Origin of the sequence: Paenibacillus sp. FSL R10-2796, assembly GCF_037965315.1 — a bacterium.
In the GTDB taxonomy this organism is placed as follows: Bacteria; Bacillota; Bacilli; order Paenibacillales; family Paenibacillaceae; genus Paenibacillus_AQ; species Paenibacillus_AQ odorifer.
Map to the genome: position 1 here is coordinate 2,557,493 of NZ_CP150178.1, position 21,158 is coordinate 2,578,650.

Genomic DNA, 21,158 nt, shown 5'->3' on the forward strand with positions numbered 1-21,158 from the left:
ACTTATAAGCGTATGTAATCGTTCATTTTTCATTTTGATTGTAGTATTTCTTCTGAGTATCATAGCGAATTCGAATGGAAGATAAGTCGTTTACAGGTAATTATAACCATGATAAAATTAGCGGTGGGACATGCGTCCGTAATCTATTAAAACTAATTGAATGTCCGCGTTAAAGGTAAAATCATCGAAAGATGATGACACAAAGCCATGGGTCTAAAACCTTTCGACAGAAGGAAATGATCGCCAGGCCGCCATAGGGATGTCTTATGAAGCATAAAGGATAGCTCTAAGAATATGTAGTCTATTTTGAGCTCTTTTATTATTTCGACCTATACGGCGTTACATTATCGCAAGGGGCCGAAAGGGGAAGTACATGAACAGTTTTTTCAAAACAATAGGTACTAGTTTGGCAGTAGGTGCTTTATTGCTGTCCGGAACGATCGGATGGATGTCTAATCCAGGAGTAGTGTCAGCAGCTACCTCAACAGTAGTAACCGCGGATCAGATGATCAGCAAAGTAACGGCAGCCTCCAAAGCAATAAAGAATTTCCATCTGGATGTGACCAAAAAACAGGATATTCAAAGAAGCGGGGTGCGTATCAGCAACACCAACACTCTGAAGCTGGATATCAACCGTCTGCCGAATTTTGCCGCAGCAGGCACTGTCGCTAGTAGTCTTTTAGAAACATCGTACAGTCTATATGCCAATGACAAGGAGTTTTACTATCTTGTAGACGGAAGTGAACTGATCGATGAATCTGAAGATGAAGGTTACGACGATGACGGGGAGCCAATCGATCCTGATGCACAATATTGGCTTGGACTGGAGAAAACGGAATGGGATGCCTTTTACTCTAAAGGCCAATACGATCCTGTTTCCATGCTTGATTCGGTCAAAAGTTATAAAAAATCCATGAAAGTCAGCACTGCTGGCGCACAAACAGTCTTACAATTCACGGTAACCGATCCGACAGCAGCTAAGGGGATAATCAAACTCTATGACCAGGAGAACCTCTGGGATGGAGAGACAGTTCAACCCAAAAGCGTAACGTGGAAATTATTCGTCAATACTAAGACCTGGCAAACGGAAAAGCTGACAGTCGATCTGAGTTATGTGCTGGTAAGTGATGGAGCCAAAGATACATACACCACGAAAATCGAAGCTAAATATTCCAAAAATAATAAAGGTGCAGCCATTGTAAAACCGGCCGAACTAGAATAATAAGGACGATTCATAACGAGCGAAAAGCGCTGTTCAGCGGAACAGCGCTTTTTGTTGTATCCAACAGCAGTTCTTTATTAGTTGACAAGAATAAATCATTGCTGTAATTTATATGTATGCGCATGTATATAATAATTTATCTAAATATAATTTAATGAAAGTTGGGAAAAAGATGATAGCACTAGACACAGCATTAACTTTTCGCAGAGGGCTGACATTAAAAAACCGAGTGTTTATGGCTCCAATGACCACGCGAATGAGCTTTTATGACGGTGTAGTAACACAAGATGAATTGAAATACTATTCGCTAAGAACGGGCGAAGTAGGTGCGGTCATCACTGCGGCAGCAAATGTACAAGAGGGTGGAAAAGGATGGGAAGGTGAACTTAGTGTTTCCTCCGATGAATTTATTCCTAGCCTCAGCCGATTAGCATCTACTATTAAACGAAATGGAACAAAGGCTATTTTACAGCTATTCCATGCAGGAAGAATGACAGATTCAAAAATATTGCGTGGCGTACAACCCGTTTCCTCCAGCGCCATTGCTGCCGAACGCCCGAATGCAGAAATTCCAAGAGCATTAACAGAAGATGAAATTTTCGGTGTAATTGAGGATTTTAAAAAAGCGACTCAACGTGCTATTCAAGCTGGATTTGACGGGGTAGAAATTCATGGAGCAAACACATATTTAATCCAACAATTCTTCTCTCCACACTCCAACCGTCGTGAAGATCAATGGGGCGGAAGCTTAGAGAAAAGATTTAATTTCATTAACCAATTAGTGGATGCAGTTATTGCTGTCGTTGACAATTCAAAGGTTAAGGATTTTATTGTCGGGTATCGTTTTTCTCCAGAAGAATATGAAGAGCCTGGAATTAAAATCACCGATACCTTTTATCTTATTGATAAATTAGCTGATAAAAAGCTGGATTATCTGCATATTTCATTAGGGGATTTTAAGAAAGTATCTGCATCAGAAGATTTTAAAGAAAAATCAATCCTGCAATATGTACATGAGAAAATCAATGGCCGTGTACCTTTAATTGGGGTAGGAGATATCCGTACCAAACAGGACGCAGAGGACACGTTGACAAATGCTGAATTAGTAGCAGTAGGACGATCTCTTATCATTGATCCTCATTGGACAAGTAAAGTGCTGGAGGGTAAAGAAGATATCATCAGAAGAGTACTTGCTGATCAAGATAGAGAAGAACTCGTAGTAGAGAATGGTATTCTAGAATTCCTTAAATTAATGATGCCTGATCGTTTACGCTAAACCCAAACACAGTTTTGAGGTCTAAATCTATAACGTTCCGCGGTAAATTCCGCGGAACGTTATTTTTCTGTAACGACTCTATTCCCTCTTTAAGATTGTTGTCGTATGTTTCAACATTCGATTCATGAGATTTCGCCGTTCTGTTTTTATGTCGGTGTCGCTTCTCTTTAATGCGTCGCGGATGGGGATGATCTCTGTAATTTTCCTGCCGCTTTTTATTCTTCGATCTACACAAGTCGGGATGTAACCTACGTTAGTTATACTCGTGTGTCCTTTTTCATCCTTCTTTATTTTAAGCGTAAGAATGATACCGCTTTGTGTATAAGGAATATTCATTAGTTTAGTCGAAACAAAATTCCCCAATGAGTAAATAACGAATTGTTTTTTTCCACGAAGCGCTAACGGTTGAAGAACATGTGGGTGAGACCCCAGTATGATGTCGGCGCCATTTTTAAAGAAGAGATTGACCAGCTCTTTTTGCCTCTTGTTTGGAGTGTAACGATATTCGCTTCCGAAATGCAGATAAAGCAAGACTAGATCGACTTTCTTTTTTAAATCTCGAATCTCCCGAATGATCTTGGGCGTAGATATCCGGTTAACCAGCCATGGCTTACTCACTGGTACAGGAATTCGGTTGGTTCCTGCTGTGTAGGAGAGGATGCCAATCGTAATTCCTTTGACGTTTTTAATAAGCGTTCTCTTGGATTCTTCTAATGATTTAGCTGTTCCCGTGTGGTCGATTCCATTACGGTCCAGAACTCGTAACGTCCGAACCAGACCCGGGGCACCATAATCCATGCAATGATTGTTGGCCGTTACTAATACGTCGAATCCGGCTTCCTTAAGTGCAGGGGCCAGTTCGTCTGGACATTTGAATATCGGACCGCCTGATCGGGGGCTTTTCCGGCATTCGGGGCCGCTTCCAGCAAAGGTGGTTTCGAGATTGCCAATCGTCAAATCAGCCTGTTTCAGATAAGGAGCTACTTTTGCAAACAGGGGGCTGAACGAATAGGTTCCGTCAGGCTGTTTAGCATCCGAAATAATATAACGTTTGACCATTAGATCTCCCACAGCAGCTATTTGTATTTCAGTCATGGATATCCACCTTTTTATTATTTTCATTAGGATATGGCATAAAGTTGTTAGGGGTTATTCTTTCTTTAAGGCGAAGTGCAAACATTTGTGTGGCTTTTTATTTAAAATGTGACTCAACGCATAATCACTTTATTTAGATCGTCTAAATTTAAGGTATTCATTTTTTTCAAACTTTTATAATTTGATTCAAATCCTCTTTTTTGTTTGGCAGCCATAATAAAATAAGGTTGTTGATAAACATTATCAATCAAACATTGGAGGTTAAAGAAATGAGTACACAATTCAAAAAAATCGCCGAGGATACTTACTGGATAGGCAAAATCGATAACCGCCAGGTTCCATTTCACCGCCTGATTCTGGCAAAAGGAACTACCTATAATTCTTATTTATTAAAAACAGGTAAGCCAACTGTCATTGATACCGTAGATATGGAATTCGGACGTGAATATGCCGAGTGTCTGGGTGAAATGATTGATCTTCTAGATATCCATTACATTGTAATTAATCATACAGAGCCTGATCACTCTGGTGGACTGGCAGCTCTCGCTGCCAAGGCTGCAAATGCCACGATCGTATGCACCGAGATTGCTGTTCCCGAATTGCAGGAAATGTACAAGCTTCATAGCCGGAACTTCCTGGTGGTTAAAGACGGAGATAAGCTGGATATTGGCGGGAAAACGCTGCTGTTTAAAGAAACACCGTATCTCCATACCGCAGAAACGATGATCACCTATTGTATCGAAGATCAAATCTTATTTCCTTGTGATATTTTCAGCACGCATGTTGCGGTGGAGAATCTATTCAGCGATGAAGCCGGGTTTGATATTACGGAAGATTTCGAGGGCTATTACGCAGCAATTATTCATCCTCACAGAAGATATGTAAGAACCCTGTTAGAGGCTGTTAAGGATCTTGAGATCCGGATGATCGCTCCTTCCCATGGATTTGTGATCCGGAAGGACATACGTAAATATATCGGGATGTACGCCACATTGAGCCGTGAAACAACGCAAGGAAAAAAGGCAACCATCGTATATACCACCATCAAAAACAGTACCAAGAAGATGGCCAAAATCATACAGGATTGCTTGCAGGAAAATAATATAGAGACAGAGGTCTGGGATGCAGATAAAAGTAGTGCCACTGATATTCTGAACAGCATAACGTCAGCGGACGCGGTCTTTATTGGCAGCTCCACTAAATACGCGGACATGATTGGGAACCTGGAGAACATTCTGAAAGAATTGCACAATATGAATCTGGAAGGTAAACTTGCTGCAGCCTTTGGCTCCTACGGCTGGAGTGGTGAAGCCATTGAAGTCATTCAGGATTATCTGAATGGAACAAACATGACGGTGCAAAGCACATCTGAGGTTATTAAAACCACGGGGATGACACATGTAGAGTTCCCTGTACGAATCAGATTTTCCCCGAAAGAGCCTGAGAAAGTTCAAAAAATTAAAAATGCGGCTGAATTTGTTTCGGATTTGCTGCTGAGTTCATTTTAGGGAGGAGGAACATAGGATGACAAAACATTACGTTATTGTTGGCGGAGGAGTAGCCGCCGTCCATGCCGCCAAAGCCATCCGTGATCAAGACGCAGAATCGGAAATTTCGATCCTCGGGGAGGAAAGTCTACTGCCCTATAACCGGATTAAGCTGACCAAAGGGCTGTTTACCGACCTGCACAGTGAGAAGGTGCTGATTAAAAAGGAAAAATGGTACCGCGATAACCGTATCTCCGTAAAAACCTCGACCCGAATCCGTTCTGTCCACCCGGACCGGCAAATAGTTGTGACAGAAGATGGGCAGAGTGTTTCTTATCATAAGCTTTTATTGTGTATGGGAGCGAAGAATCGTGCACTCTCCCTTGAGGGCTTCGCCCTGAACAATGTTCATACCCTCCGGGATATGAACGACGCGGACAGATTGAAAGAAAACCTGCAGGATGGCAGCCATGTAGCCGTAATCGGTGGGGGAGTGCAGGGAATCGAAACCGCTTGGGCGCTGCATGAAGCTGGATATCAGGTAACGGTGATCGAAGCTTTTCACCGGTTGATGGGCAGACAGCTTGATGAGAAATCCTCACAGCTTCTTAAAGAGAACCTTGAACAAGCAGGTGTGAAGGTTATTCTTCGAGCTGATGTAGCGTCTATAACAGGAACTGAGTATGTTACCGGAATTACGCTGCACGACCAATCTCATTTTTCCTGTGACCATGTAGTCTACTCTATTGGTATTGTACCGAATACGAAACTGGTAAGTGGCTCGAATATTCAAGTCCGGCAGGGCATTATCGTAAATGAACAAATGCAAACAAATGATCCGCATGTGTATGCAGCCGGAGATGTGGCTGAAATTAACGGGCATGTGGAAGGACTGTGGGGCGGAGCGATTGAGCAGGGCAGGATTGCCGGCAGTAATATGGTCGCCAATCTGACGGCGTATCGTAGAGCTGTTCCGGTTACCTTGTTTACCGCCTTTGGTATCTCTTTATTTTCGATAGGCAACGTGGATGAACAGTGTTGCGATACGGCGGTAAGCGGAGATGACAATGGGGCGTATACGCGTATCTATGTGAAAGATAACACAATGATCGGTGCGATATCCTGGCAAGGTGCAGCTGCTTCTCTGGGGTATAAAACCGCTGTAGAGTATGGCATCTCCCTTGAGGGGATCGATGTTAACGGGAGTAGCATCGAGGAGATTATGGCTGAAGTACAAACCAGGTTGAACTAAACTATTAACTTTTTAGGAGATGATAAAGATGAAAAAATACATTTGTCTACCCTGTGGTTATATCTATGATCCGGCATTAGGCGATCCCGATGAGGATGTTGTTGCAGGCACTGCATTTGAAGATTTGCCTGAAGATTGGGTCTGTCCGGTATGCGGTGAAGATACCAGTCATTTTGCGCCGGTTGAAGATAAAAAAACTTCTGTATCCTAAAGGAAAGTAGGAGTTGTACAAAAAAATGAACAACAGGGGGGACAGTTATGAAGGAGTATTCTTGCCAATACGCTGCTGAACCTTGTACCCGCAAGGTGCCTATTTTTGCTGCGTTAAGCGATGACGATCTCTCCCGGATCAGCGCTATGATCAAGCATCGTAAGTTTACTAAAGGTCAACCTTTAATTCTGGAAGGGGCGCCGTCAGATACGCTGTACATTATTCAGCGAGGGCATGTTAAATTATCCAAAACAACTCCTGAGGGCAAGGAACAAATTTTGCACATCTTGACGAATGGAGACTTTTTCGGGGAACTGAGCATTTTTAACAGCGATGAGCTGAGTAACTTCAGTGCTTATGCTCTGAAAGACACTAACATTTGCATGCTGACTCGAACGGATATGGAGCAGCTGATGAGGGATAATCCGGATATTTCGCTTAGACTACTGAAGAGTGTGACCAAAAGACTAGCCCATACGGAAAATCTGGCGCAAAGCCTGGCGACCAAAGATCCCGAAATACGAATTGCTTATATGATCATGGAACTCAGCGACAAATATGGTAAGCAGCGTGGCGCTCATATTCATATTGACCTTCCGTTGTCTCGTGAAGAGCTGGCCAGTTATGTTGGGGTCACCCGCGAAACTATTAGCAGAAAATTCTCAAGGTTTGAAGATTCAGGTCTTATTGAGCTAATCGGAAACAAGCAAATGCTCATTATAGATCCAGCCGGTTTGGAGAGTTATATGGGGTATTAAGAGGATTACGGTGTATTGACCGCTCTGTATGACACCGTGGGTGCAGAACATACGCTATATGGGGCCAGACTCCGATACTTGTCGTTCCCAAAGGATTTCAGTATGATGAATACTATATAAACTTGTCCCTATGGGCTCGATTAATCGGAAGATGGCGAGGAAACCCAATGCAGAAAAGGAATAGCAGAAAATTTTTCCGTATCAGGCTAGAGGAAATGATTCAAACCTTGCGACATGAAATTCATTCGGGAAGTATAGCGATCGGCAGTTATCTTCCTTCAGAAAGTGACTTAGAGGTGCGCTTCGGACTTAGTAACGCTTCTGTGCGCAACGGGCTTAAGGTGCTGGTGGATGAAGGATTAATTGAGAAAATTCCGCGTGTTGGCAATCGGGTAATTCCTCCGGTAGAGGAAGGCAGAACGACGATCAAGTTCGGATATGTGAACAACATTCCCAAGCTTGTAGAGATGCAAGAGCTACTGAATGAGTTCGGCAAACGCTATCCGCATATCGACGTTCAGCCGCTCGAGTTGTCTTCAGGAAACTACTCGACATCTTTGAAGGAATATTTGCAGTCGGAAATCATGGATGTCGTACTGATGAATAATAACAATTATCAGGATTTTTTGGAGCAAGGCTGTACGGAGCTGCTGGAGCCGATGGAGGAACAGCCGGACACGTATCGTTTTCTTTCCGACCCGTTCCGGTATGGTGACCGTAATCGCGTTCGCCCCTTCATTTATTCTCCAGTCGTGCTTTGTTATAATAAACAGCATTTTAAGGAAGCCGGCGTATCACCACCCGACAGTAGCTGGACCTGGGACGATTTGTTCGCTAATGGTCGAAAGGTAGCAGAAGGTCATGACTGGTACGGTTTTTATTTTTATTTGCCTTCTCGTAACCGGTGGCCGTTGTTCCTGCTTCAAAGCGGCACAACGTTTGCGGCAGAACAGGATGACGAAGGGAAATACCGGTTCAGCGGCTCAAAGCTACTCGACAGTTTAGGAACCATCCGAAAGCTGATAGGCATGAAAGATGTATTTCCAGCCGTATTGTCCGAGAGCGATGCGGATGCGGAAGCCTTGTTCTTGCAAGGCAAAGTGTCCATGATAATGACGACCTATTACTTCTTGAATCAATTGCGTCAATCCGATTTGGCATTCGATATTGCTCCATTGCCGCGGCTGCAAAATGCTGATACGCTGCTGATTATAAATGGACTGGCGGTTAACAGCAAATCACAGAACAAGGATGCATCCATGCTACTCGTCGATTTTCTCACCTCACACGAGGCACAACTGATCATTAGGCGCAAGACGCTGAATATTGCAGCCAACCGTTTGGTGATGGATTGGGAAGGTGAGGAAGTGGGTTATCGTCCGGCCCGTTTTCAGCTTTATCGTGAGATCTTCCCTACCTATCGTCTGGTTACAGAGCTGGGTTTAAGCAACCTCCAGTTGAAAGAGATTCAACGTGATATCATGATGTTTGTTTCAGGTCTACTGGACAACGACGAGTTATGCCGCAGACTTGAGGAAATATTGAATGCGGTAAATCAGGAGACTCAGCACTCTTGAGGACTGAAAGTTCATGTGAAAATCCCGGCACAGGTTCAATTCTGAATCTGTGCTTTTTGTTATGTTGAAGTATTTGTTTGTTGCACAAGAATTGACTCATATATGACTCATAATAAACATAAAAACTTGTTGACTATGCTTTTGTTGTTATTATATGATGCAATAGAAGTCAGATATGAGTTAACACGAACTCGATTTTATTAAGGTGGTGTAGCTGCAAAGATGGAAAAGGAAGGCGTTTATTTTCACAATGTTTCGGAGCTGGTTCATAAACCCTATCAATCTGGATTGCATCTCCAGCGTTTTCCGCAGCATGTGCGCAATGGCTTGTCAGAGAAAGGAAGAACCAAAGCTATACAATCGAACGGCTGTGAATTGCGGTTTGTCACCGAATCCAAGCATGTTAGGGTCACTGTCGGATCGAATGATAGTAACGGCCGCGTTGTGGTATGCAGAGGGGATTTTTTTCATTCTCAGCATTTTCTGCAGGCGGGTACGGTAACCACTCTGCACTTGGAGGAGCCGGAACGTTTTACAGAGGTATCAAGTAAGCGGCTGAATCAGTCTGGATTTTCCTCTAACGTATGGCGTTTGCATTTTGATCGTTTCGGAGCTGTTTACTACGATGTGGATGCTTTTGGTTGTGAAGTACGTGCGCCTAGACCGGAAGAGGTACCGAAGCTTACGATGCTCGCCTATGGATCTTCCATCAGCCAGAGCGCGGGATCCACGCATCATTTCAATGGTTACTTACAGCAGACAGCGCGCAGACTTGGTGTGGATGTGCTAAATCTTGCGCTTAGCGGATCTTGTTATTGCGAGGACGTAGTTGCCGATCATCTGGCTGAACGTGAGGATTGGAATTTTCTGTTTCTGGAACTTGGTGTCAATATGCGTGCTGTAGTGTCTCCCGAGGAATTCAAGCGTAGAGTGTCTTACATGCTGGACCGGGTTATCAAAAATCATCCTGACAAACCTGTGTTCGTTACTACGATTTATCCGAATCGTGCAACGTATTTTCTTGATACAGGCCATCTTCTTCATGTCCAAGAGGCGGTTTTTAACGAAGTGCTGCTTCGTTACTGTGAAAGCAATAAACATCCACAACTACATCTGCTGGATGGCGCATCAGTCATGCGCGATCTTACCTCGCTGACCTCCGATCTGATTCATCCTTCCGATTATGGACACACGCTAATGAGCGAGCATTTAGCCAAGCTGTTGCGGCCCATGATCGAACCCCTCCGAACTTCTAGTCATTCTACTGAAGTGTCCCCAATTTTATAATAGGGAGTTGATGGAAATGAAGCGTTGGATGCTTACCATGGTGGGAGTTTCATTATTAGCCGTCTCTATGAATGGATGTTCCTCTTCTAATAAGGGGGGAGAAGAACAAGCAGGGGAGAGTCCGGAAAAAACCACTGCTTTCTCCATATCGTTCCGGAGCGGAAACATTTCGTATGCAGACAATCATCCGAATATTAATGATGACAAATGGGTCAAAAAGCTGGAGGAACTTACAAATACAGATCTTAACATCCGTTTGATGCAGCAGAAAAATTTTGATTCGCAAATGATTCAAATGTTCGCGATCAACGACATTCCGGATGTCGTGCAAGCAAGCTCTGGGCTGACGAACCCTCAGTTGGCAGGTTCCGTGGAAGCCGGAGTATTCATGCCCCTAAATGAATTGCTTGAGCAGTATGGGCAGGATCTTCTCAAGAAAGTTCCGAAGGAGGCATGGGAGAAGGAGACCGATGCGAAAGGTAATATCTATGCGATTCCGGAATGGCTGTCCAATCCGTCACGCCGGGCAACTTGGATTCGTGCGGATCTTTTGGAACAAACAGGGCTGCCAGAGCCTAAAACAGTAGATGACTTCCTGAATGTCATGCGTGCTTTTAAGAAGCTGGGTGTGGAGAATCCTTATATGGGCCGGGAGGACTTTGTATATTCGGATATGTTCTTCGGATCTTACGATACCTTTGCTAATTTCTTTATGAAACAAGGGGATCAAATTGTCCCGAAATTTATGAATATCGAAAATATGCAAAAGACGATCCAAACGTACAAGACAATGTTCGACGAAGGACTGATCAACAAGGAATTCGTCACAATTAATCCCACGAAATTTAAGAACGATATTCTTGCAGGTAAGGCGGGCATCTGGAACATGAATGCGAACCTGTTGATCCAATGGGATCAGCAGCTAAGAGAACAGGTGCCTACTGGTAAAATGAAGCTGATCGCCTCGCCCACAGGGCCAGACGGTAAGGGGGGACTTCGTCTTGTCGGTACGGTGCCGCGAGCGTATTTAATTAACAAGAATGCGAAAGACCCTGCCGGGATCGTCAAGTTTTTCAACTGGATGGTTAGTGACGAAGCGGAGAAGTTTTTTACCTTCGGAATTGAAGGGGAAAACTACACTGTAGAGAACGGAAATATTAACTATAACAGACCGAAAACAGCTGATGAAGTTGATGAAGAAACGTTCCGTCAAATCCTGCTGTGGTTCGTACAGGATACTACCTACAATAAAGGTGCGCTTAGTCTCACACCCGAAGGAAAAGATTTGATGAAGCTCTACGACACAGTACTTGCGAATGAGGGACGCGACGGGATTCAATTTGAACCGCAAGTAAAAGGCTATCAGAAAAACCCGGACATCACTCCAGGTGGAGATAAATTGCCGCCTGTTATATTGACGCATGTGATCAATATGGTATACGGCAAAAAGCCGATCTCCGACTATCCGAAGGTGGTGGAGGAATGGCTGCAGAAAGGGGGAAGTGATGTCGTCAAGGAAGCAACAGAACGTTATAACAATAACGACGGTGTGATTTTGTCCCGACATTAATAAGCTGCACCTCAAAAGAGGTTTGAACTCCATAATGCTTGTGATTACCTATACCATGACAGGGAGGAATTCATTTGAGAAACGGACTATATAGGAAAGCTTTTCGAGTGGGCATTAGAGTACTGTTGGCTTTGGCTTTGTTATATTCGCCTTTGGAAATGCAAGCGCTTACTGAAGTTTATGCAGACGGAATAACCGATGACTATGTTACGCTCTACGAGGAAAACTTCGATGACCCTGACAATTTTGGATCTACCGGTGGTATTGCCATTCCGGGGCCTTGGCTGCAGGAAGGCGAAGGAAACAGTATGGCGAAAACTTCGGTTTCGTCCACGGCCCCGTCCGTACCGAATCTGGTGAAAATCGATGGCAAGGATGCATTGGCGCTGCCAGTGAATTCGACGGGGTACCGCAATCTTCAATTGAGTTATTATACACGGGCATCCTCCTACATCGGAGGAAGCGTCATCGTAGAATGGTCAAGTGACGGAGGGATAAATTGGACAACGTTGGAGGAATTTAAGCTGCCCCCAGGAACGCTGGAACAAAAGAACAGTGAGCCGAACCAACTCAAAGTCCAAAACTTGGGCAGCGGAGCTGACAACAACCCGAACGTCAAAATCCGGGTTCGTGTGGGGGAGCTTATGAACGCGAATATGTACATCGATAGTGTCGCCCTCAAAGCTCAAACGATTCCCGGAATACCACCCGCAGAGACACCGGTGCCAATCCCTACACCGGCTGAACCTAAGCCGTTTGTGGTTCCTGAAGGCGTTAAGCTGTATGAAGATGTGCGGATTGGGAATGCTGGAACGCGGCCGATTTATACTTCGATTGCCGTACCCAAGATCCTGCCTCAAGCACCCGTGCCAGTGATGGTATACATTCATGGCGGAGGTTGGAATCACGGAGACCGGAAGCAAGCCCTTGCCAGTATCTGCAACTATGTAACCAAGCGAGGATATATCGGAGTATCGCTGGATTACCGCTTAACCCCGGAAGCGCCATTCCCGGCGCAAATTCAGGATGTGAAGCTTGCTATTCGTTACTTGCGCGCGCATGCGGCAGAATACCATCTGGACCCGAGTCGGATCGGTGTATGGGGTTCGTCGTCAGGGGGGCATCTGGTCTCACTGCTCGGTACGACTGGGAACATTAAGTCAGGCGAGACAATCACATTGGATACAGGACATACCGTAAATGTTCCGGATTTGGCTGGGAATGGCGGTTGGCAGCAATATTCTGATCAAGTGCAAGCCGTTGTCGATCTCTACGGTCCAGCGGATTTTACAACAAACTTCGCTAATAGCTATAAATCTGTGAAAGCGCTTTTAGGCGGGAACGACGCGTTCTCTGTGCCAGACCAGGCAAGGTTGGCCATGCCTGGCACTTATGCGTCACCGGACGATCCGCCTTTTTTCATCCGCCATGGGGATGTGGATGCAACGATCCCATACACGGACAGCATTACGTTCTCCAATCAATTGAAGGATGCAGGCGTGAAAGTGGTCGATGTCAAAATTGTACCTAAACAAGGTCACGGTTTTATAGGCGAAGCGGCTGAGCAAGCAAGCGCCGAGGCTTGGGCTTTTATGGATCAATATGTAAAGAATCGAATGGCAACAACACCTGATGATGAGGTTGTATACCGCGATCTAGCCAGTCTGGCACCGAGCGACGATGCAGTCATCGACAGCAGCAAGCCCACTGTAAACTTCAATAGCGCGACGAGCAGCAGCAATGGATTGTTCAGTATTTCTTCTGGCGCCGAGAACAAGAAATATGTGTATTTTAAATTTGATGTCTCTTCATATAGCAATCCTGCAAACAGGTACATTTTTAATGTTGCTGCCAAAAAGGGTTCATCCAATGCGGACCTCGAACTTTCGTTATTCGGCCTAAAGGATACAAATTGGACTGAATCGGAGCTGACTTGGAGCAATGCGCCTGTCACGGATCTGACCATTGCTTCGTTAAGTGGGAAATTTACCGTAACGGCAGACAAATCAAGAGCTCCACAGGTTTACAGCATCGATGTGTCCGAGTTTGTCAGAGAAAGATTGTCCGCATCGGGCGGTAATATCGCTTTTCTGCTTGGTGATGCGGCAAGCACTGGAATTTCCCTCAATGTCTATTCGAAAGAAGCTAATGGCAACAGCAACCCCCGTCCACAGCTTGTTGTTCAAGAAGCGGTTGCACCTTCAAGCGACCATGAGAAACCTTCCTGGCCGGATGGAAGTTCTCTGAAAGCTGTCAATATAGGTACAGAGTTCATTCAACTTTCATGGCCGGCCGCCAGCGATAATCAAGGTATCGGCTCCTATCGCGTATACCGGGATAACACCCTGTTATCCAATGTTACCGGTGCAACGTATACAGCCGTTGGGCTTAGCCCTAGCACGGCGTACAGCTTTAAGGTTGAAGCGGTGGATCAGTCGGGCAATACATCCGTACCGCTTTCTTTTACCCGATCAACGCTTACAGAACCCATCATTCCTTACGCGATTGCAAACGTGACAGCCAGCGACAGCGATGGCAATATCGCAACGAATACCATCGATAATAACTTGTTCACCCGTTGGTCCGCCGCAGGTAACAGCCCGTGGGTCCAATACGATTTAGGCGAACGGAAGCAGATCAGTTATTTAGGTATTGCCGTTTATAAAGGTGACACGCGTACGGCTCAATTGAGTATCGAAACTTCAAATGACGGTTTGGCTTGGACTACGATATGGACTGGTGCAAGTATGTTCAGGACCATAGAGATGCAACCTTTTGATTTTCCTGACACAGAAGCCAGATATGTGCGGATCGTGGGTTTTGGAAATTCTGATGGCAGCGCGTTTACAAGTTTATCGGAGGTAAACATCTATGCGCCGTTCGCAAATGGCGATACACCTGTAGCCAGCATCCCGAACTACACACCTAATCCCCCCCGGGAACCGATCCCATTCACAGCTCCCGGGTTAACCGAACCTGAGGGTACGGTGCATCCGGTTCATTCCTCACCTACAACCACTGGGCGCATCTTAAACGTGGTGGACTATAATGCTGATCTCGCCGATAACGACACAGATGACGGTATTGCTATTCAAGCTGCCATAAACAGTGCTGAGTCCGGCGATGAGGTCTATTTGCCGTCTGGGGTTTATAATTTGAACTCAACATTGGATACTCTTGTCAATTTGAAGCTCAAGTCAGGAGTAAACCTTCGCGGTGAGGATCAATCAACAACCATCCTCAAGACATCTCTCAATAAGGTAAAAAACAGCGCCCTGATGAAAGTATCCGGACAGCATGATCTGTCCATAACTAATCTCACATTGACTTCTACATGGAACGGTGTCTACACGACGGATCACAAAGTGAACAACCCGGACGCCGGTGGTCCCGACAGCATGATTACCATCGCAAATTTTGGTGAAGTTCCGTCATACAACGTCACGGTTGATGGAGTTACTGTAGAGAAGTATTCACGTATGGGTGTGCGTATCGACAACAGCCGTGATATCGTCGTACGCCGCAGCACGTTCCGAAATGCGACAGATGTAGGTCCGGGCGGTGCTGGCTATGGTGTGTCGATTCAAGGCATGGCCAAGCAGGATCGCAACGGGTATGAGAACGACACGGTTTGGAATGTTGTGGAGGACTCCCATTTCGAAGGCCCTTATTTGCGGCATGGGGCGCTGATCCAATTTGTTGCCCATAACAATGTCCTGCGAAACAATCAGTTTATGAATACAAAGCTGGATGCCATCGATCTGCACGGAGAACTCGAATATTTGAACGAGATATACGGCAATGTGATTAGCGATATTCCCTACGGCGCGGCGATCGGACTGGGAAACACCGGGGGTACAGCACCCAGCAATCACAGTAAGTCAGGACCGCGTAACTATATCCATGACAATACGATTCGTAATACAAGAGAAGGAATCAATGTAACTATGGGCACCCCGGATACAGTCATTGAGCGAAATGTGATTGAGAATACAACGCATATAGAGAACGCCAAGGGCATTCAGATTTTGAACGGGCCAGGTACTATCATTAAGGAGAATATCATTCGCAACAACACCGCGTCGAATTATTGGGCTGTATCCCTTGAGCATGATCCCGGCGACAGCAAAGCAAATGATATCGGAGCGGGCGACCCGCAGGACGTTCAATTGATCGCAAATTCGCTGATTGGCAATACGAACGGTATTCGACTTCTTGCTGGAAAAGGGATCATCCTGCAGGGGAATCTTATTAACAGTATAAGTTGCAATTATTTCAAAAATGATCATGTAGTAGTAGAGGGTTGGCCGTCACCGATTATACCCTAAAGAAAACACAAGCTCACTCATAGAAACTCCATATTGCAAGCGCTTTATTGTAGGTAGAATGAGGTTAGATTCATTCACTATTTAAGGAAATGGAGGAAAGCCGATGCCACATATTGAGATTAGGATGTACGAAGGCCGAACGAGTGAGCAGAAGGAGGAGATAGTCACCGTATTCACGCGGGAGTTATCCCGAATTATTGAACGGGAGGAACGATTTATTACCGTCGAATTTCAAGAAATTCCCCTGGATGAGAATGCTCCGGCGAACCTGCTGAAAAAAGGACCTATAGGAAACGGTTATGAAAGCTAAGGTAACTGGGGTTGACCTTATTAACTACAAAGCCGACACGAAAAGGTCCTTGCTTTTAAACATGTGGAAATTCAGAGCACTCTATGTGATTGCGATTCCCGGGATCTTGTATTTTATTATTTTCAAGTACTTGCCGTTGGCTGGTTCAGTTATTGCGTTTCAGAACTACAATATTTTTAAAGGCTTTACAGGCAGTGAATGGGTGGGACTTGAGCACTTTAGGACGATGTTCCAATACCAGGATTTCGGAAGAATCTTGAGCAATACAATTCTGCTAGGCTTGTATGATCTTATATTCGCCTTTCCGGCTCCAATATTGCTTGCGCTTCTGCTGAATGAAATTCGGCTTGTGTTTTACAAACGGTTTTTGCAAACGGTGGTTTATATGCCCCATTTCCTATCTTGGGTAATTGTCAGCGGTATCGCCTTGGGTATCCTCTCCCCAGGAACAGGGATTGTGAATCAGGCTTTACAAGCTTTCGGCTTTGAACCGATTTATTTTCTTGGTGAAAATTCATACATTCGCACGATTTTGATCAGTTCCGGTATCTGGAGGGATTCCGGGTACGGTACGATCATTTATCTGGCCGCGTTGGCAGGAATAAACCCAGATCTTTATGAGGCTGCTGAAGTAGACGGAGCCGGGCGCTGGAAACAAACCTTAGCCATTACACTGCCGTCTCTTATACCGACGATTATGATTTTGTTCCTTCTCCATATCGGGAGATTTCTTGATCTTGGCTTCGAGCGGGTATGGGTATTCCTGAACGCGCTTAATACCGGGAACGGGGAGATTCTGGACACTTATATCTATAAGGCGGGGCTGCTGTCTCAGCAATACAGCTATACAACAGCAGTGGGGCTATTCAAGTCGGTAGTTGGACTCATTCTGGTGCTCATCGGCAACATTTTGAGCAAAAAAACAACCGGTGAATCGCTGTATTAATCGCTCTTTATGGAGGTAGGGATGATGAGAGTACGCTATACTCGCGGCCAGAATCTATTTAATGTGTTCAATCTTTTGTTTCTGACCGCTCTCGCTTTGGCTATGTTTCTGCCGTTTCTGAATGTGATTGCCCAGTCCTTTAGCAGCTCTGAAGCAATTATTAATGGCAGGGTAGGCTTGCTGCCAAAGGAATTTACCGCGATCAATTATCAGTACGTTTTCAGCGATCATTCCATTTGGCGGGCGTTCGGTGTTTCCGTCTATATTACGGTACTGGGCACCGCCATTAATCTGATTGCGACAGCTTCTCTCGCTTATCCGGTGTCGCGGCCGGAATTCGTAGGACGTAAATACATCGTGATGATGGTATTGTTCACTATGGTATTCAGTGCCCCTCTTATTCCAAACTTTATCCTGATCAAAAATTTGGGGCTTATGAACTCCTTATGGGCACTTATGATTCCGGGGGCTATCAGCGCATTTAACTTTTTCGTGATGAGAAGCTTCTTTATGCAGCTGCCTCAGGAGCTGATAGATTCCTCCAGAATCGATGGGTGTGGCGAGCTGCGGATCATAGTCAATATGGTACTGCCGTTGTCCAAACCGGTAATGGCCTCATTGGGGATTTTTTACGCCGTCGGGCACTGGAATACGTACATGAGCGCTCTGTATTATATCAACAAGCCGTCATTATGGCCTCTGCAGGTGATGTTGAAGAAGCTCTTCGAGACGGACGATATCAGTATTGATCCGGCTTCCTCAGTTTATAGCTCTTTGGCCCACACCTCACCTGAGGGCATCAAAATGGCTGTTATCATTGTCGCTACTATTCCGATTATCATGATTTATCCGTTTCTTCAACGCCATTTCGTTAAAGGAATGATGGTCGGATCCGTCAAATCCTGATCTATCATAGTGTGGTAGAATAGGAACGCGTTAAGCGAGACGAATCGGAAGGTGGTATCCATGGATGAGATGTGTATTAATCGTAGACGACGAGCCCATGATTCGAAAGGGACTTTCTATCATGATCCAGCAATGCGGCGAGCATCCGTATAACATTAAGCTGGCCCAGAATGGCGAGGAGGCCATCCAGCTCATTATGGAGGAGCAGCCGGATTTTCTTTTTACAGATATCCGTATGCCCAAGGTAGACGGACTGGAGCTGTGCCGGCGGCTGTCGGAGATGGAGACGGATATTCAGACTGTTGTCATCTCGGGTTATGGGGATTTTGAATACGCCCGCCAATGCGTGTCCTATGGAGTGAAAGAATATCTCCTGAAACCCGTGAGCAAAGGGAACCTTCAAAATGTGATCGCCAAACTGGAAGCGCATAGAGAGAAGTTAGAGAGTTTTGTCTCTGTCGCTAAGCTCGATGAATGGGTCGTGCGTATGGATGATGCCATCTGGACCTTGGATAAAGAAAGGCTGTACCTTGTACTGAAGGAATGGGAAACTGACTTCCTCCAGCGTAAGATGAGCCGGATTCAGCAAAAAGAGCTTCTGGAAGAGGGCTATGCTTTACTCGTGAAGAAGCTGCTTGTCAATTCAGTTACACCCGGTAAAAGCGTGTTAGACTTGTCCGCAGCAGCTGGACCTGAGCAGTTATTTCACTGCTTCGCAGAAGCGTCAGCAGCTATATTGGAAGAGCTTCGTAGAAAGCGCAAGGGTAAAGCGAAGGATCCGATAGAGGAAGCTAAAGCATTTATTGAAAAGCATCTCGCCCAGGAAGTATCGCTGGAAGAAGTGGCGGAAGTGCTTGGGCTAAATGCCTCTTATTTCAGCCAGATGTTTAAGCACTCAACAGGAGAGACCTTTGTACATTACCGCATAAAACGCAGGATGGAGAAGGCCAAAAGATTACTTGCCGATGCAAGCTATCGGATCACCGATATTTCCTATGAAGTCGGGTATGCAGACCATCCTCATTTTACGAAGACGTTCAAAAAGTTCACCGGGCTGGCTCCTTCTGAGTACCGCAACCAGCTGGGGATCGATTGATGAGAAAGAGTCTGTCGAACAAGCTGTTTGCCTCCTTTCTGACCGTCATTCTTCTATCCTTGTCCATGGTTGGATTTATCTCTTATTTTCAGGCTTCGGCTGAGCTGGATAAGTCTTCTGAGAAGTCCATTGCTCAAGTCATCAGAAGTGCGTCTTATCAAACGGATCTGTATTTGCAAAATTATGAAAAGGCTAGCGATTCCATCCTGTCCTACAATCAAGTCAAGGAGTTCTTGGATATGGACCCGGAGGATAGCTTCTCCTACTATCAATATACGAATGACATTCAGAAGTATTTGTTTCGTTCTTTGTTTATTCTGTATCCCCAGATTAATCTGATGTACGTCATCGGTGAACACGGCAAGGCCATTAGCGATGATAACTCCTATCAGGCACATAGCCTGCAGTTTCATCCTCAGGAACGCTACCGTTTCTTAAGCGAACATACGCCGGAGAGCGGCCGCATCACCATTCTCAACACGAATGTGATGAATGAAGGGGATAAGAACATTATTACGATGGTCCGCCGAATCAGAGGGGTCTCTTCCTATCGTCCCAAAGGTATAGTCGCCATTGAATTTAAGGCTGAGGATCTGGCCCGTATATGGGAACCTCTTGATCTGGGACAGGGCGGGTCCTATTTTATCATGGACGAATTCGGCAAGCTCCTTTACCGGGCGGAAGGGAATAATAATCACCCTGGTTTATCTGCTGAGCACATTCAGAACGTATTTCAACACCCAAATGACTCTGTGGTGGAAAAAGTAGACGGGAAAGAGTATTTGTTCGTGTCGAGAAAATCCGAATATTCCAAATGGCAGCTTGTAGTATCCATACCCGTTGGTGAGCTGCGCAAGCCTATTTCTACCATTCGTACGACCACGCTGGTGGTGGGAGTTCTCACGCTTGTCGGCACACTGCTCCTTGCAGCCTGGTTCGGACGATCCATCACGAAGCCCATCCTGACTCTTAAGGAGGGCATGAGGGAGACGGAAAAAGGCAAGTGGCGCAGGCTTGAGATGAACGGCCGTCAGGATGAACTGGGGGGATTGATGCGCAGCTACAATCTCATGGTGACCCGGCTGTCCGAAATGATTGAGCGGGTATACGAAGCGGAGCTTACCACCCAGAAGGAGGCTCTGGAGCGTCATCAAGCTGAATTCCAGGCACTCCAGCTGCAGATTAATCCGCACTATCTATATAACACATTAGAGACTATCAAATGTTATGCGGTCGTTCAGGATTCGGATGAAATCACAGAAATAGTGGAGGCCATGGCATTCATGCTTCGCTACTCTATCCAAACTAATCTGGAGGAAATTACGATTGCCAATGAGCTTAATCATGTACTGAGCTACATGACGATTCTCAAGCACCGGATCGGCAGAGAGTTCGAAATTGACGTAGTGATTCCGCCGACGCTGCTACTGGCTAAGATGGTCAGGCTGACACTTCAGCCCTTGATCGAAAATATTTTTCAGCATGCGTTTCCCGAGGGAATTGAAGACAAGCACTATATTAGAATCGACGCCAGAAAAGAGGGAGATCGTTTTCTAGTTCTTGTAGAGGATAACGGCGCAGGGATGTCCCGCGAACGGCTTGATAAGCTTCGTGAGAAGCTGAATCTGAATCAGCTGGCGGATACGGAAGGAGACTCCCTCTATCATAGAGGTGGAATCGGGCTCATGAACGTGCACCGGAGAATTCAAATGGTGTTCGGTGAACAATACGGATTAAGTGTCGAAAGCGTGGAGAATGAGGGAACCCGGTTGATCTTATCCATGCCTGCGGAGTGAGGAAAAAGATGTTTTCAGAAATAATTACTATTAGGAGGAAA

16 protein-coding genes and 1 riboswitch are annotated in these 21,158 nt (G+C 45.4%); of the genes, 15 read left to right on the forward strand and 1 reads right to left on the reverse strand.

The annotated features are described in order from the left end of the window. Positions 1-164: 164 nt before the first annotated feature. Positions 165-256, forward strand: a riboswitch (cyclic di-GMP riboswitch). A gap of 117 nt (positions 257-373) precedes the next feature. Both NST58_RS11380 and NST58_RS11385 read left to right on the forward strand, forming a co-directional pair. After that, a complete protein-coding gene (locus NST58_RS11380; RefSeq protein ID WP_076130121.1) occupies positions 374-1,222 on the forward strand; it encodes a DUF6612 family protein in 849 nt (282 codons plus the stop codon). 172 nt (positions 1,223-1,394) lie between these two features. Then, positions 1,395-2,498: an NADH-dependent flavin oxidoreductase gene (locus NST58_RS11385; RefSeq protein ID WP_076130152.1), complete on the forward strand. Its 1,104-nt coding sequence runs from the start codon at positions 1,395-1,397 to the stop codon at positions 2,496-2,498. A 78-nt stretch (positions 2,499-2,576) separates the two neighbouring features. On the opposite strand, the gene NST58_RS11390 is transcribed toward NST58_RS11385, so the two are convergent. After that, the gene (locus NST58_RS11390; protein ID WP_076130122.1) at positions 2,577-3,593 is read right to left on the reverse strand and encodes a CapA family protein; all 1,017 of its coding nucleotides are present in this window, start codon (positions 3,591-3,593) and stop codon (positions 2,577-2,579) included. Between the two features lie 269 nt (positions 3,594-3,862). Between NST58_RS11390 and NST58_RS11395 the strand changes: the two genes are divergently transcribed. The 13 genes from NST58_RS11395 to NST58_RS11455 all read left to right on the forward strand — a co-directional run bounded on the left by NST58_RS11395 (position 3,863) and on the right by NST58_RS11455 (position 21,117). Further along, the gene (locus tag NST58_RS11395; RefSeq protein ID WP_036689344.1) at positions 3,863-5,101 is read left to right on the forward strand and encodes an FprA family A-type flavoprotein; all 1,239 of its coding nucleotides are present in this window, start codon (positions 3,863-3,865) and stop codon (positions 5,099-5,101) included. 16 nt (positions 5,102-5,117) lie between these two features. Beyond that, positions 5,118-6,332 (forward strand): FAD-dependent oxidoreductase, encoded by a 1,215-nt coding sequence (locus NST58_RS11400; RefSeq protein ID WP_036689346.1) that lies wholly within the window; start codon positions 5,118-5,120, stop codon positions 6,330-6,332. 28 nt (positions 6,333-6,360) lie between these two features. Next, positions 6,361-6,543, forward strand: coding sequence for a rubredoxin (gene rd, locus NST58_RS11405; RefSeq protein WP_076130123.1), 183 nt, complete (start codon positions 6,361-6,363; stop codon positions 6,541-6,543). Positions 6,544-6,590: 47 nt separating this feature from the next. After that, positions 6,591-7,301 carry a Crp/Fnr family transcriptional regulator gene (locus NST58_RS11410; RefSeq protein WP_076130124.1) on the forward strand — a complete coding sequence of 237 codons (711 nt, stop codon included), beginning with the start codon at positions 6,591-6,593 and terminating at the stop codon, positions 7,299-7,301. 167 nt (positions 7,302-7,468) lie between these two features. Continuing rightward, positions 7,469-8,878, forward strand: a complete 1,410-nt coding sequence (locus tag NST58_RS11415) for an extracellular solute-binding protein (RefSeq protein ID WP_076130125.1) — start codon at positions 7,469-7,471, stop codon at positions 8,876-8,878. Positions 8,879-9,100: 222 nt separating this feature from the next. Beyond that, the gene (locus tag NST58_RS11420) at positions 9,101-10,165 is read left to right on the forward strand and encodes a GDSL-type esterase/lipase family protein (protein ID WP_076130126.1); all 1,065 of its coding nucleotides are present in this window, start codon (positions 9,101-9,103) and stop codon (positions 10,163-10,165) included. 16 nt (positions 10,166-10,181) lie between these two features. Then, a complete protein-coding gene (locus tag NST58_RS11425) occupies positions 10,182-11,735 on the forward strand; it encodes an extracellular solute-binding protein (protein ID WP_076130127.1) in 1,554 nt (517 codons plus the stop codon). 74 nt (positions 11,736-11,809) lie between these two features. After that, on the forward strand, positions 11,810-16,063 hold the full coding sequence (locus tag NST58_RS11430) for an alpha/beta hydrolase fold domain-containing protein (protein ID WP_339247795.1): 4,254 nt from the start codon (positions 11,810-11,812) through the stop codon (positions 16,061-16,063). Positions 16,064-16,166: 103 nt separating this feature from the next. Then, complete coding sequence (locus NST58_RS11435) at positions 16,167-16,373, forward strand: tautomerase family protein (protein ID WP_339247798.1); 207 nt, start codon at positions 16,167-16,169, stop codon at positions 16,371-16,373. Further along, on the forward strand, positions 16,363-17,319 hold the full coding sequence (locus tag NST58_RS11440; RefSeq protein ID WP_076277941.1) for an ABC transporter permease subunit: 957 nt from the start codon (positions 16,363-16,365) through the stop codon (positions 17,317-17,319). Before NST58_RS11435 ends, NST58_RS11440 begins: the two co-directional genes overlap by 11 nt. 21 nt (positions 17,320-17,340) lie before the next feature. Beyond that, the gene (locus NST58_RS11445; protein ID WP_139329962.1) at positions 17,341-18,225 is read left to right on the forward strand and encodes a carbohydrate ABC transporter permease; all 885 of its coding nucleotides are present in this window, start codon (positions 17,341-17,343) and stop codon (positions 18,223-18,225) included. A 64-nt stretch (positions 18,226-18,289) separates the two neighbouring features. Further along, positions 18,290-19,321: a response regulator gene (locus NST58_RS11450; protein ID WP_076186675.1), complete on the forward strand. Its 1,032-nt coding sequence runs from the start codon at positions 18,290-18,292 to the stop codon at positions 19,319-19,321. After that, on the forward strand, positions 19,321-21,117 hold the full coding sequence (locus tag NST58_RS11455; RefSeq protein ID WP_339247801.1) for a histidine kinase: 1,797 nt from the start codon (positions 19,321-19,323) through the stop codon (positions 21,115-21,117). The genes NST58_RS11450 and NST58_RS11455 overlap by 1 nt, the downstream gene beginning before the upstream one ends. Positions 21,118-21,158: the final 41 nt, after the last annotated feature.